The following is a 13,515-nucleotide window of genomic DNA, read 5'->3' as shown; positions in this document are numbered from 1 at the left end:
GCTGATACGAGTGAGCCGGGTCCGCTGACATGGCGGGCCCGGCACCTCGGAACGTGAACCGACACCGCACGGGCATCGCCCGCTGGTTACCGGCACTGATCCTCGCCGGCGCACTGCTCTTCGCCTCTGATCTGCCGATCAGCCGACATGTCTACGGGGCCAACGTCATCGACGGTCCCTATGCGTCGTTGCTGGCTGCCTCGACCGACCTCGGTCCGGCCCGGCCGCAACAAATCCAGCTGACGGCCACGCTCCCCGATCAACAACGCCCCAGTGAGCTCATCGACTGGACCCATGACCGGGGACTCTCGGTCTCCTGGCGCCCCACTGACGACTGGGCCATCGTCGAAGGCACACCGGATGCCGTCGCACGTGCCTTCGATGTGTCCGTGCACGACTACCGGGGCAGGCAAGGGCAGCAGTTCTACGCTTCCCCGCAACAGCCGTCGGTGCCGAAAGCGTTGCGCGACAACGTCACCCAACTCGGGCGAATCCTCGGCTACACCCCACACCACATGTCGCGCCCGGACATCCCACTGGACGTGCCGGACCGTGGGCTGACCCCGAGCGCCCTGCTGACGACGTACAACGCGGACAAACTGGCCACCGGTGGCTTCACCGGCAAGGGCATCACCATCGTCATCTTCGCGTTCAACGGCTATGACCAGACCGACCTGGACAGCTTCTCCACCATGTTCGCCCTGCCCAGATTCACCCCGGAGATGCTGGGCGACCCCCTCCCCGTGGCGCACGGCGAGACGACGATGGATCTCCAAGTGGCACATGCCATTGCGCCCGACGCCCGCAAGGTCGTGGTCAACGCACGGCCGACCGTCGAAGGCGACGGCGCCTACCAGAAGATCGGCAAACTGATGGAGGACACCGACCGTGCCTACCCCGGTGCGGTCTGGAGCATCTCGATCGGCTGGGGCTGCGACAAACTGCTCACCGCCGCCGACCTCGCGCCGGTCCGGTCGGCGCTGCGCACGGCCCAGTCGCACGGAACCACCGCCTTCAACGCAAGCGGCGACCTGGCCGGCCTGGAATGCAAGGGCGGCAGTGACTGGGATTCGGTACCCGGACCCGACGACGTCGGGCTGGATTCGGTGTCCTCGCTGCCCGAGATGACCAGCGTCGGCGGTACCACGCTGTCCACCGACACCCGCGGCGTCTGGCTCGCCGAGCAGACCTGGTTCGACGTCCCCCTGTCCCAGGGCACCGGCGGCGGAGTGTCCGCTCTGTTCGACCTGCCGCCCTGGCAGCGGATCGCGGCCGGACAGGCGCCCGCCGCGCGCAACACCGGAAAGCGGATGACGCCGGACATCTCGGCGGTCGCCGACCCGTTCACCGGGGTGAAGATCGTGCTCGAAGGCAACGTGGTGGTCGGGGGCGGCACCTCGCAGTCCGCTCCCATCTGGGCCGGCTTGACCGCGGTGATGGACCAGTACCTCCTCGCCAACGGCGGCGACCTGATCGGTGAGATCAACCCCCTGCTCTACCGGATCGCCTCCGGTGCCCCCCGACCGGCGTTCCGGGACATCACGCTGGGTGCCAACGCCGTCGACACGGCAGGCCCGGGCTACGACCTGGTCACCGGCCTGGGCACGCCGGACACGGACAATCTGGCCCGCAATCTCCTCATCGCACAGCGGGTCCAGGCCTGATGACCACCACAGACGACACCACCGCACCCGCACCGGGCATGGTCGAATGCCCGGTCTGCCAGGTCGACGTCCCCGCGGGCAAGTACTGCGGGCTGTGCGGTGTGCCCCTGTCCGAGCATCAGGCCGGCGACGGTCCGCACTGGTTGCGGGCGCGCACCTTCAGTGCCGCGCCCGGTCAGCATCTCCTGACACCGTCGGTCACCAGTTCCCTTTTCCCGCACCTGTCCCCGCGGTCGCGCAAGGCGTTCCTGATGGGCTTGGCGCTGCTCGTCGTGGCCCTGGTCGTCGCGACGGTGTTCCGGTTGCCCGCCGCGCTCATCACGGTGGCCTCCCTGGGCCTGCCGTTGCTGTTCGTGCTGTACATCCGCGAATCCGATCTCGCCGAGGACATTCCGCGCCGCACCCTGGCGCTCACGGCGACACTCGGGATCCTGCTCGGTGTGGCATGGGTGCTGCTGACCGGCGCCGTGGTGGCCCGCGCCTACGGTGTGCCACTGGGCGCGGGCATCGCCGGCGCGCGAATTCTGCGCGAAGGCATCGGTATTCCTGTCGGCAGCATGATCATCATGCTGGTACCTGCCGTGGTGGTCCGGCTGACCCGACCCGGCGCACGAGAAGCACTGGACGGCTACGCCATCGGCGCGCTGGGCGCCCTGAGCTTCAGTGGCGCAGCGACCCTGAGCCGGCTGGCTCCCCAGTTCACCACCGGCATGGTGGCCCGCGCCCGGCCGCTGGACGGTCTACTGGTCGAGGCGGGCATCCGCGGAATCGCAGTGCCGCTGACCGCAGCCGCCGTCGGCGGCCTGATCGGCGCAGCTCTCTGGTYCACCCGGCCGGCCACCAAGGTCGCCAAGAACCGCGGGTTCGTCCGCCTCACCCTGGTGTCGATCGCGGTGGTGGTGATCGCCGTCTACGCCGGACTCGGCCTGATCGATGTCGCCAGGGTGCCCCAATGGCTGCAGTTGGCCGTACACCTCACGCTGGCGATGCTCGCGTTGCTCGCGCTGCGCATCGGGCTGCACCTGTCGCTGTTGCACGAAGCACAAGACGACATGCGCGCCGACGAACCGCTGCTCTGCAACGAATGCGACCACGTCGTGCCGGATGCCCCGTTCTGTGCGAACTGCGGAGCCGCGATGCACGCGTCGTCGCGCAAGTCCCGTAACTCGCGGCGCCAGGAGCGGCCGATCCGGCTCGCAGAGGAGCAGAGCACGGGCCCCATCGTCGTGGGCCTGACCCCCGGATATTCGCTTCACGCCGGAACGTTCACCGCACCACCGCAGCGCAAGACGTCGTTCCGCTGGATCGCGCTGGTTCTGAGCACCGCGATCCTGGTGGTGGGCGGCGGACTGGTCGGGCTGTCCGGAGTGTTGCAGAAACCGTCGGTTCGTTTCGCATGCCCGCCCGACTGCGGACGGCCGCCGATGGGACAACCGGTGACCATCAACCCGCGTTTCACCGCCGCCGACGGCTCGTTCTCGGTGTCCTACCCCGCCACGGAGTCGGCGTACAAGGTCACCACCACCGACACCGGTGTGACGGCGGTCTTCGAGGCGAGCGACGGGGGCACCCTCCGTTTGTTCAGCGAGCCGGCTCGCGGCCGCTCCCCTCGGGATATCGCCAACGCGCTGGCGAGGAAGACCTTCCCCGACTTCAGGATCGCGTATGAGATCCCCAACGCGATGGTCGGCTATCAACCGGGATTCGGTTTCGTCGCCGACTGCTGGCCGCAGGGTGCCATGAGCAGCTACACCCGGATGCGGCTGGTGGTCCTGGTGGCCATCAAGAACGACATCGCCCTGATCGCCGGCGCCGGGGGCCCCTACCACGCGTTCGGGCCCGACTTCGGGTCCGGCAAACCGTCGGCGGTCGGCCTGGAAATCGCCTTGGACATGGGCAAATACGTCAACAGCTTCAGCTGGCGCGGCGACCCCCCGCGCTGAGCCTTCGCCACCAACGTTGACATTGACAAATGTCATCAATCGCTGCTGTACTCGACGGACGCTTCGACCAATGGAGGTCCGGATGCCCGTCGTTCCTGCGCCGATTCCCGCTCGCGGATCGCTTCAGTCCCGGGCGGCGGCCACCGTCGGCGGCCTCACCCTGCGCCCGCTGGGCGGTCTCCTGTCACCCGAACAACCGTGGGGGGTGTGGGCGGCGCGGCAGATCATCGCGGGCGTGATGGACACCTTCGGCCCATCCCTGTCCGGGGCCCGGGTCGAGCCCGTCGACGTCCGATTGCCCGACGGCCGTCGCGTTGTCGGCGAGTGGGTGTACGGACGCCCGGACATCGAGCACCAGGGAAGTGCCGTCTACTACCTGCACGGCAGCGGCTTCGTCCTGTGCTCACCGCGCACCCATCGCAGGCTGACGGCGTGGCTGTCCCGCCTGACCGGCCTGCCGGTGTTCTGTATCGACTACCGACTGGCACCCGAGTACCGATTCCCCACCGCCGCCACCGATGTGCGCTCCGGCTGGGACTGGCTGTGCACCGAACGCGGATTCGCCCCGGACCGCATCGTGATGGCCGGTGATTCCGCGGGCGGACATCTGGCCGTCGACCTGCTGCTGCAGCCCGACGTCCCACACCCCGCGGCACTGGCGTTGTTCTCCCCGCTGTTCGATATGACCTTCGGGCTGGCACGCACCCGCGACGCGCTGCGCCGCGACCCGGCGATCCGCCCGCGCGACGCCGCCCGGCTGGTCGGCCTGTACTGCAGCGCACACGAGATGACGCACCCCGGACTGACATTGGATGTCCGGAATGGACGCGCGCTACCGCCCACGCTGATCCAGGCCGGCGGAGCCGAGATGTTGCTCGGTGACGCGCGCAAACTGCACGAGGACCTTCGCGCTGCCGGCACAGAGGCCGAGCTGCAGGTCTGGCCCGACCAGGTGCACGTCTTCCAGGCCCTGCCCAAGCTCAGCCCCGAGGCCCGCCCGGCGATGCGCGGCGCGTCCGCCTTCCTCTCGGAATCGTTGCGGCGCAACGTGATCAGCAAGGTCGCGGGGTAAACGTCGCCGGCAGGCAGTATCGTCGACGGATGCCCGACTCCCATTTCGGCGACCGCGTCGCTGTCGGCGCGCCCGCGTAGATGCCACCGCCCAAGCCGCCACGGCCCCCGGTCGGCGCCATCGCGACCATCTTGGGCGGTCTGCGCCGGGCGCCGCAGCAGATCCGGCGTAGCTCACGCGATGTCGTGGAGACCGCGGTGTCACAGCTGTTCGACGCGGCGGTGCAACCCCACGGGGTGGCGGCATCGGGCGAATACCGCATCGAAGAGCTGGCGCGGCTGGCGAACACCACCACCCGCAACATCCGGGTGTACCGGGACCGGGCCCTGCTGCATCCGCCGCTGCGGGTCGGCCGGATCGCCCTGTTCAACGACACCCATCTGACCCGGCTGCGGCTGATCACCTCGATGCTCGATCGGGGATACAACATCGCGCACGTGCACGAAATGCTCGACGCCTGGGAGCAGGGCAAGGACATCGGCGACGTGCTCGGCCTGGAGAATGCCATCGTCGGCACCTGGGCGACGGAGAAGTCCGAGCGGATGCCGTTGGCGGCGGCCCGCGATCTGATCGGCGACGACGCCGCCTTCGACCGGCTGGTTGCCAACGGCGTCATCAAAATCGACGGTGACGGCGGGCTGGAGCGCAGCGACCGGGGAATCGATGACGAGGCAATCATCTTGCGGCCCAAGCTGATCGAGACGTTCAACGATCTGCGCCAGTACGGCGTCAGCATGGAGACCCTGGTCGGTGCGCATGAGCGGGTGTTGCCGCACATCGACGAGATCAGCTCGATTCTGGTCCGCGCCGGGGTGGACCAGCTGTCAGAGAAGATCAAGCCGGGGCAATCCCTGCCCGCCGACACCGAAGTGGCCGAGCTGATCACCACATTGGTCCGGTTGCGCACCCAAGCCGTCGCCGCCGTCACCGCAACACTGGCGTTCTCGATCGAATCGACGATCGAATCCGTCGTCGCTCAGATCCTGACCGAGTACGTCGGAAAGGACGCCCCGGAGTAGCTCACTCCCACTCGATGGTGCCCGGCGGCTTGCTGGTGATGTCCAGTACCACCCGGTTGACCTCGGGCACCTCGTTCGTGATGCGCGTCGAGATGCGCTCCAGCACGTCGTAGGGCACCCGGGTCCAGTCCGCGGTCATGGCGTCCTCACTGGATACCGGGCGCAGCACGATGGGGTGCCCGTAGGTGCGGCCGTCGCCCTGCACCCCCACCGACCGGACATCGGCGAGCAGCACCACCGGGCACTGCCAGATCTGGTGGTCCAGGCCGGCCGTGGTGAGTTCCTCGCGGGCGATCGCGTCGGCCCGGCGCAGGGTGTCCAGGCGCGGCGCGGTCACCTCCCCGACGATGCGAATACCCAGACCGGGGCCCGGGAACGGTTGGCGCGCAACGATTTCCTCGGGCAAGCCGAGCTCACGCCCGACTGCACGGACCTCGTCCTTGAACAACAAGCGCAGCGGTTCGACGAGTTTGAATTTCAAGTCGTCGGGCAGGCCGCCCACGTTGTGGTGACTCTTGATGTTCGCGGTGCCGGTGCCACCGCCGGACTCGACCACGTCCGGGTAGAGCGTGCCCTGCACCAGGAAGTCGATATCGAACTCGGACAAGGTGTCCCGCACGGCACCTTCGAAGGCGCGGATGAACTCGCGGCCGATGATCTTGCGCTTGCCCTCCGGGTTGGTCACCCCCGACAGTGCCTCCAGGAAGCGGTCGGCGACGTCGACGGTCACCAGATTGGCCCCGGTGGCGGCGACGAAGTCGCGCTGCACCTGGGCACGCTCCCCCGCTCGCAGCAGACCGTGATCGACGAACACACAGGTGAGCCGGTCACCAATGGCACGCTGCACCAGCGCCGCCGCGACGGCGGAGTCCACCCCGCCGGACAGCCCGCAGATGGCCCGACCGTCGCCGATCTGGGCCCGGACCGCCTCGATGAGCTGTTCGGCGATGTTGGCCGCCGTCCAGGTGGCACCGATCCCGGCGAAATCGTGCAGGAACCTACTCAGCACGTGCTGGCCGTGGGGCGAATGCAGCACCTCGGGGTGGTACTGCACACCTGCCAGCCGGCGGGCCCGGTTCTCGAAGGCGGCCACCGGGGCGCCGGCACTGGTGGCGACGACCTCGAATCCGTCGGGTGCCCCGGTCACCGCGTCGCCGTGGCTCATCCACACCGGCTGCGACGCGGGAAGCTCCGAATGCAGTTGTCCGCCAGAGACTTTCAGCTCGGTGCGGCCGTATTCGCTGGTGCCGGTGTGCGCCACGGTGCCGCCGAGCGCCTGGGCCATCGCCTGGAAGCCGTAGCAGATCCCGAACACCGGCACATCGAGGTCGAACAGCGCCGGGTCCAGCTTGGGCGCCCCTTCGGCGTACACGCTGGCCGGGCCGCCGGAGAGCACGATGCCCTGCGGGTTGCGGGCCTTGATCTCCTCGACCGTCGCGGTGTGCGGGATGACCTCGGAGAACACTCGGGCTTCACGTACGCGCCGCGCGATCAGCTGGGCGTACTGAGCACCGAAGTCGATGACGAGGACGGGGCGGGTCGGGTCGGATTCCACCTGATCAGTCTAGTGAGGCGACCTGGTCGGGCTGCCCGGACCCGTTTGTCGGCAGCGCCCGGGGGTATCCGGGAGAGCGCAGACCCTCTTACGAAAGGAGCGACGGTGACCGGGACCCAGCCCAAACCCACCACCACCGACGCAGGAATTCCGGTTTTCAGCGATGAGCATTCGCTGACCATCGGACCCGACGGCCCGATCCTGCTCCAGGACCACTATCTGATCGAGCAGATGGCGACGTTCAACCGGGAACGCATCCCGGAGCGGCAGCCGCACGCCAAGGGCGGCGGCGCGTTCGGCCATTTCGAAGTCACCCACGACGTCAGCGCCTACACCAAGGCCGCCGTGTTCCAGCCGGGCACCAAGACCGAGACCCTCACCAGATTCTCGACCGTCGCCGGCGAGCGCGGCAGCCCCGACACCTGGCGGGACCCGCGCGGCTTCGCGACGAAGTTCTACACCGCCGACGGCAACTTCGACATGGTCGGCAACAACACCCCGGTGTTCTTCATCCGGGATCCGTTGAAGTTCCAGCACTTCATCCGGTCCCAGAAACGGCGCGCCGCCAACAACTTGCGCGACAACGACATGCAGTGGGACTTCTGGACGCTGTCGCCGGAGTCCGCCCACCAGGTGACCTGGCTGATGGGCGATCGCGGGATCCCGAAGGACTGGCGGCACATGAACGGCTACTCCAGTCACACCTACAGCTGGATCAACGCCGCCGGGCAGATCTTCTGGGTCAAGTACCACTTCATCTCCGACCAGGGCGTCGAGTTCCTGACCCAGGACGAAGGCGACGAGATGGCCGGAGTCGACGGGGACGCGCATCAACGGGATCTGTTCGACGCGATCGAGCGCGGCGACCACCCGAGCTGGTCGTTGAAGATGCAGATCATGCCGTTCGAGCAGGCCAAGGACTACCGGTTCAACCCGTTCGATCTCACCAAGGTGTGGCCGCACGGCGATTACCCACTGATCGACGTCGGAAAGCTGACCCTGGACCGCAACGTCACGGACTACCACACCGAGATGGAGCAGGCGGCCTTCGAGCCCAACAACGCGGTGCCGGGCACCGGCCTCAGCCCCGACAAGATGCTGCTGGCCCGCGATTTCGCCTATGCCGATGCGCACCGCGCGCGGCTGGGGGTGAACTACCGGCAGATCCCGGTCAACACCCCGGTCTCCGAGGTGCACAGCTACTCCAAGGACGGCGCGATGCGGGTGCAGAACGTGTCCGATCCGGTGTACGCGCCGAACTCCTACGGTGGCCCCAAGGCCGATCCGGCCCGCACCGGCGAGCCGCTGTGGCATGCCGACGGCGAGATGGTCCGGTCGGCATATTCACTGCACGCCGAGGACGACGATTGGGGCCAAGCCGGGACGCTGGTGCGTGAGGTGCTCGACGACGCGGCCCGCGACCGGCTGGTGTCCAACATCGCCGGTCACCTGGCCAAGGGCGTGTCCGATCCGGTGCTGCAGCGCGCCTTCGAGTACTGGCGCAATGTCGACAAGCAGCTCGGCGACCGGATCGCCGACAAGTTCACACCCTGATTCACCCAGGGGCGAGAATGTGTGCCGCCGTCGCCCCGACGGCGGCACGCACCTCGTCCTCGGTCATCTCGTCCAAACCGACGGCCGATCGCAGGAACGGTTCGAACATCCGCCAACCGAGTTGCAGAGCAACAGCATTCGCGACGGCCATCCGGCCGGCACGGTCATCGGTCCCGTAGCTCGGCAACACCTTGTCCATCAACAGCGCGATGTTGGGGAACCGGGTCTGCAGCTGACCCACCGGGTAACCGTCGAGCAGCGCCCTGGCCATCACCCGGGTGTGCCGATCGGTGGCCGCCTCGATCGCCTCGGCAGGCGCGTCGTCCGACACCAAGGTGTTCAGACCGGACCCCAGGTGGTCCAGTACGGCGCCGACCAGATGTTCCTTGGTGCCGAAGTGGCGATGGATCAGGCCGTGGTTCACCTGCGCCCGCAGGGCGATGTCGCGCATCGACGTAGCCGTGGGTCCGCGCTGGGCGAACAGGTCGGCCGATGCCTCCAAGATGGCTGCCGCCACTTCATCGCGACCGGTCGGTGGCACGGCTGTAGTCACGTGGCTACACTAGCCTGTAGTCAGTTGACTACACAGGCTTCTGTCAGCGAAAAGGACCGCCATGACCATCACCGTCACGCAACTCGGCAGCCGCATCGGCGCCCGCATCGACAACGTGGAACTCGGCGGTGACCTCGCCGCCGGCGACGTCGCGGAGATCCGGGCCGCCCTACTGCGCCACAAGGTGGTGTTCTTCCGCGACCAGCAGCACCTCGACGACGACGGCCAGCAGGCCTTCGCCAGGCTGCTGGGCACCCCGATCGGTCACCACGCCTTCGGCCGCGACAGCACCGGCGTCATCGCACCCATCGACTCCGAATACGCCAAGGCCACCCGCTGGCACACCGATATGACGTTCATGCCCGACTACCCGGCCATCTCGGTGCTGCGCGCGGTCACCCTGCCCACCTACGGCGGGTCCACGCTGTGGGCGTCGACGGCCGCCGCCTACGACAGCCTGCCCGACCCACTGCGGCTGCTGGCAGACAATCTGTGGGCCCTGCACAGCAACCGCTACGACTACGCCGTGGCGCCGGTCGAGGAGGTCTCCGACACCCAACGTGCACTGCGGGAGATGTTCCAGAAACCGGACTTCCGCACCGAGCACCCGGTGGTCCGCGTACACCCCGAGACCGGCGAACGCACCCTGCTGGCAGGCGATTTCGTTCGGGGCTTCCTGGGCGTGGACAGCCACGAATCCCATGTCCTGGCCGAGATGTTGCAGCGCCGGATCACCATGCCGGAGAACACCGTCCGATGGAACTGGGCGCCCGGGGACGTGGCCATGTGGGACAACCGCGCCACCCAGCACCGCGCCGTCGACGACTACGACGACCAGCGCCGCGTCATGCACCGGGTGACCCTGACCGGCGATGTGCCCGTCGACGTGCACGGGGCCCGCAGCCGCGCGGTCGGGGAGACGGTGGCCAAAACCGGGGCGAGCGAAGCGACGGGGATTCGGAAGGCCGGATGAGTGTCACACCGGCGGCAAGCGTGAGATCGGCCTGAAACGGGCATTGTGGAGTGTTGGTATCCACGATGCGAAAGCGAGGGCCGCCATGCTGGGTCTGCCGGAAGGCGTGCACGCCTGTCTCTTCGACCTCGACGGTGTGCTCACCGACACCGCCAGCGTGCACAAGACCGCGTGGAAGACGATGTTCGACGACTTCCTGCGGACCCGGGAGGACCCGTTCGTACCGTTCGACGTCGACGGCGACTACCTCACCTACGTGGACGGGAAACGCCGCGAAGACGGCGTGCGCGACTTCCTCAAGAGCAGAAACATCGAGCTACCCGAGGGTGACCCTGACGATCCGCCCGACAAGGACACCGTCGAGGGCCTGGGCAACCGCAAGAACGACATGTTCCAGAAGGTGCTGCACACCGACGGTGTGGAGGTGTTCGACGGCTCCCGGCGCTACCTGAAGGCGGTGTCCGAAGCCGGTCTCGGCGTCGCCGTGGTGTCCTCCAGCGCGAACACCCGCGAGGTACTGGAGATCACCGGCCTGGCCCAGTACGTGCACCAGCGCGTCGACGGGGTCACGCTGCGCGAGGAACACATCCCCGGCAAACCCGCCCCGGATTCCTACCTGCGCGCCGCCGAACTACTCCAGGTGCCCGCCTCGGCCGCCGCGGTCTTCGAGGACGCGCTGTCCGGGGTCGAATCCGGGCGGGCCGGGCACTTCGGCGTCGTCGTCGGGGTGGACAGGGTGGGCCAGGCCGGTCAGTTGCGGGCCCACGGCGCCGATGTCGTGGTGACCGACCTCGCCGATCTGTTGGAGGCCGGCCGATGATCGACCATGACGCGTTTCCCATCGAACCGTGGCGTATCCGCGAGACGCAGCTGGATCTGGAACTGCTGGCGCAGGCCGAGTCCATCTTCGCGTTGTCCAACGGGCACATCGGATTGCGCGGCAACCTCGACGAAGGCGAGCCACACGGACTGCCCGGCACCTATCTCAACTCGTTCTACGAAACCCGGTCCCTGCCGTACGCCGAGACCGGATTCGGCTATCCCGAGGCCGGCCAGACGGTCGTCGACATCACCAACGGCAAGATCCTGCGGCTGCTTGTCGACGACGAGCCGTTCGACATCCGTTACGGCGACCTGGTCGAGCACGAACGGGTACTCGACCTGCGGGCGGGCACGCTGACCCGGGTGGCCCAGTGGCGCTCGCCGGCAGGCAAGCAGGTGCGGATCACCTCGACCAGGCTGGTGTCGCTCACCCAGCGCAGTGTCGCCGCCATCGAGTACATCGTCGAGGCGGTCGACGAATTCACCCGCGTCACAGTGCAATCCGAGCTCGTCGCGAATGAGGATCAGCCGGATACGTCCTCGGATCCGCGGGTGGCCGCCACGCTGGACCGCCCGCTGGAAGCGGTGTCCCACGAGCACACCGAACACGGTGGTCTGCTGGTGCACCAAACCCGCAACAGCCAGCTGATGATGGCTGCGGCGATGGACCACGAGATCGAGGTGCCTGGGCGCGTCGAGGTCAGCACCGAAGCGCGGGCCGATGTCGCCCGCACCACCGTCATCTGCGGGCTGCGGCCCGGACAGCAGCTGCGCGTCGTCAAATACCTCGCCTATGGATGGTCGAGCCTGCGGTCCCGGCCGGCGCTGCGCGATCAGGTCGCGGGCGCCCTGGCCGGCGCCCGCTACAGCGGCTGGCAGGGCCTGCTGGAAGCCCAGCGCACCTACCTGGACGAGTTCTGGGATGCCGCGGACGTCGAGGTGTGGGGCGACCCGGACTCCCAGCAGGCGGTGCGATTCGGGTTGTTCCACGTGCTACAGGCCAGCGCACGCGCCGAACGGCGCGCCATCCCAGGCAAGGGGCTGACCGGCACGGGCTATGACGGCCACGCCTTCTGGGACACCGAAGGATTCGTGCTGCCGGTGCTGACCTACACCAAGCCGCACGCCGCCGCCGACGCGTTGCGCTGGCGCGCAGCCACTTTGGAGTTGGCCAAGGATCGCGCCGAACAACTCGGCCTCGCCGGTGCCAGTTTCCCGTGGCGCACCATCCGTGGCGAGGAATGCTCGGCGTACTGGCCGGCGGGCACCGCAGCCTGGCATATCAATGGCGATATCGCGATGGCCTTCGAGCGTTACCGGCTGGTGACCGGCGACGAGACCCTGGAACGCGAGTGCGGGCTGGCAGTTCTGGTGGAGACAGCGCGGCTGTGGATCTCGTTGGGCCATCACGACCGCCACGGTGTGTGGCACCTGGACGGTGTCACCGGACCCGATGAGTACACCGCATTGATGAGTGACAACATCTTCACCAATCTGATGGCAGCGCACAACCTTCGGGTGGCTGCCGAGGCCTCCAACCGCCATCCCGAGGCGGCCTTCGCCATCGGCGTGACCACCGAGGAGACCGCGGCCTGGCGGGATGCCGCTGCCGCTGTGCACATCCCGTTCGACAGCGAACTCGGCGTACACCCCCAGTGCGAGGGATTCACCAACCTCGCCGAATGGGATTTCGTGACCAACAACGACTATCCACTGCTGCTGCACCAACATTACGTCCGGCTCTACCCCACGCAGGTGCTCAAACAGGCCGACCTGGTGCTGGCCATGCACTGGCAGAGCCACGCCTTCACCGATGAGCAGAAGGCGCGCAATGTCGACTATTACGAACGCCGCACCACCAGGGACTCCTCGCTGTCGGCATGTACCCAGGCGGTGCTGTGCGCGGAGGTGGGACACCTGGAACTGGCGCACGACTACGCCTACGAGGCGGCCCTGATCGACCTGCGCGACCTGCACCACAACACCCGCGACGGTCTGCACATGGCGTCGCTGGCGGGTGCCTGGATCGCCTTGGTGGCCGGATTCGGCGGCCTGCGCGACGACGAGGGGGTGCTGGCCCTGGACCCGCACCTGCCCGACGGAATCGACCGGTTGCGATTCCGGTTGCGCTGGCACGAGTTCCGGCTCACCGTCGATGCCACCCATGCGGAGGTGATCTACAGCCTGCGCGACGGCCCCCACACTCAGCTGACCATCCGGCACGCCGGTGTCGAGCTGGAACTGGACACCAGCGAGCCCACGACGGTCGCAGTGACCGCCCGTAAGCCGCTGCTCCCTGTCCCGCAGCAGCCGCCCGGCCGGGAACCGATCCGGCGCAGGCCGCTCGACGCGGAGTGAGC

10 protein-coding genes are annotated in these 13,515 nt (G+C 67.9%); 8 read left to right on the top strand and 2 right to left on the bottom strand.

Annotation, left to right across the window (positions count from 1 at the left end):
- Positions 1-29 precede the first annotated feature (29 nt).
- From AC1DY7_RS21970 to AC1DY7_RS21955, 4 genes are all read left to right on the top strand, one after another.
- Positions 30-1,664 (top strand): S53 family peptidase, encoded by a 1,635-nt coding sequence (locus AC1DY7_RS21970; RefSeq protein ID WP_477495834.1) that lies wholly within the window; start codon positions 30-32, stop codon positions 1,662-1,664.
- Positions 1,664-3,607: a zinc ribbon domain-containing protein gene (locus AC1DY7_RS21965; RefSeq protein ID WP_477495833.1), complete on the top strand. Its 1,944-nt coding sequence runs from the start codon at positions 1,664-1,666 to the stop codon at positions 3,605-3,607. Before AC1DY7_RS21970 ends, AC1DY7_RS21965 begins: the two co-directional genes overlap by 1 nt.
- A gap of 82 nt (positions 3,608-3,689) precedes the next feature.
- On the top strand, positions 3,690-4,679 hold the full coding sequence (locus AC1DY7_RS21960; protein ID WP_477495832.1) for an alpha/beta hydrolase: 990 nt from the start codon (positions 3,690-3,692) through the stop codon (positions 4,677-4,679).
- Positions 4,680-4,759: 80 nt separating this feature from the next.
- Positions 4,760-5,698, top strand: a complete 939-nt coding sequence (locus tag AC1DY7_RS21955) for a MerR family transcriptional regulator (RefSeq protein WP_477495831.1) — start codon at positions 4,760-4,762, stop codon at positions 5,696-5,698.
- Position 5,699: 1 nt separating this feature from the next.
- Here the strand turns inward: AC1DY7_RS21955 and guaA are convergent, their stop codons facing one another.
- Positions 5,700-7,253, bottom strand: a complete 1,554-nt coding sequence (gene guaA / locus AC1DY7_RS21950) for a glutamine-hydrolyzing GMP synthase (protein WP_477495830.1) — start codon at positions 7,251-7,253, stop codon at positions 5,700-5,702.
- Between the two features lie 105 nt (positions 7,254-7,358).
- Here guaA and AC1DY7_RS21945 point away from each other — a divergent pair, with 105 nt between their 5' ends.
- Positions 7,359-8,807, top strand: a complete 1,449-nt coding sequence (locus AC1DY7_RS21945; RefSeq protein ID WP_477495829.1) for a catalase — start codon at positions 7,359-7,361, stop codon at positions 8,805-8,807.
- A 1-nt stretch (position 8,808) separates the two neighbouring features.
- On the opposite strand, the gene AC1DY7_RS21940 is transcribed toward AC1DY7_RS21945, so the two are convergent.
- The gene (locus tag AC1DY7_RS21940) at positions 8,809-9,360 is read right to left on the bottom strand and encodes a TetR/AcrR family transcriptional regulator (RefSeq protein WP_477495828.1); all 552 of its coding nucleotides are present in this window, start codon (positions 9,358-9,360) and stop codon (positions 8,809-8,811) included.
- Between the two features lie 61 nt (positions 9,361-9,421).
- On the opposite strand from AC1DY7_RS21940, the gene AC1DY7_RS21935 reads away from it, so the two are divergent.
- The 3 genes from AC1DY7_RS21935 to AC1DY7_RS21925 all read left to right on the top strand — a co-directional run bounded on the left by AC1DY7_RS21935 (position 9,422) and on the right by AC1DY7_RS21925 (position 13,513).
- Entirely contained in the window at positions 9,422-10,333 is a 912-nt protein-coding gene (locus AC1DY7_RS21935; protein ID WP_477495827.1) for a TauD/TfdA dioxygenase family protein, read from the top strand.
- A gap of 85 nt (positions 10,334-10,418) precedes the next feature.
- Positions 10,419-11,153 (top strand): beta-phosphoglucomutase family hydrolase, encoded by a 735-nt coding sequence (locus tag AC1DY7_RS21930; protein WP_477495826.1) that lies wholly within the window; start codon positions 10,419-10,421, stop codon positions 11,151-11,153.
- Positions 11,150-13,513, top strand: coding sequence for a glycoside hydrolase family 65 protein (locus tag AC1DY7_RS21925; protein WP_477495825.1), 2,364 nt, complete (start codon positions 11,150-11,152; stop codon positions 13,511-13,513). Before AC1DY7_RS21930 ends, AC1DY7_RS21925 begins: the two co-directional genes overlap by 4 nt.
- Positions 13,514-13,515 lie beyond the last annotated feature (2 nt).

This window comes from Mycobacterium sp. P2_H7 (genome assembly GCF_056403275.1).
This window is presented reverse-complemented; position numbering and strand designations above follow the sequence as displayed.

Coding starts and splice junctions, on each gene's coding strand:
- AC1DY7_RS21935 (WP_477495827.1), top strand. CDS start 9,422: ATGACCATCACCGTCACGCAACTCGGCAGCCGCATCGGCGCCCGCATC.
- AC1DY7_RS21955 (WP_477495831.1), top strand. CDS start 4,760: ATGCCACCGCCCAAGCCGCCACGGCCCCCGGTCGGCGCCATCGCGACC.
- AC1DY7_RS21970 (WP_477495834.1), top strand. CDS start 30: ATGGCGGGCCCGGCACCTCGGAACGTGAACCGACACCGCACGGGCATC.
- AC1DY7_RS21925 (WP_477495825.1), top strand. CDS start 11,150: ATGATCGACCATGACGCGTTTCCCATCGAACCGTGGCGTATCCGCGAG.
- AC1DY7_RS21930 (WP_477495826.1), top strand. CDS start 10,419: ATGCTGGGTCTGCCGGAAGGCGTGCACGCCTGTCTCTTCGACCTCGAC.
- AC1DY7_RS21960 (WP_477495832.1), top strand. CDS start 3,690: ATGCCCGTCGTTCCTGCGCCGATTCCCGCTCGCGGATCGCTTCAGTCC.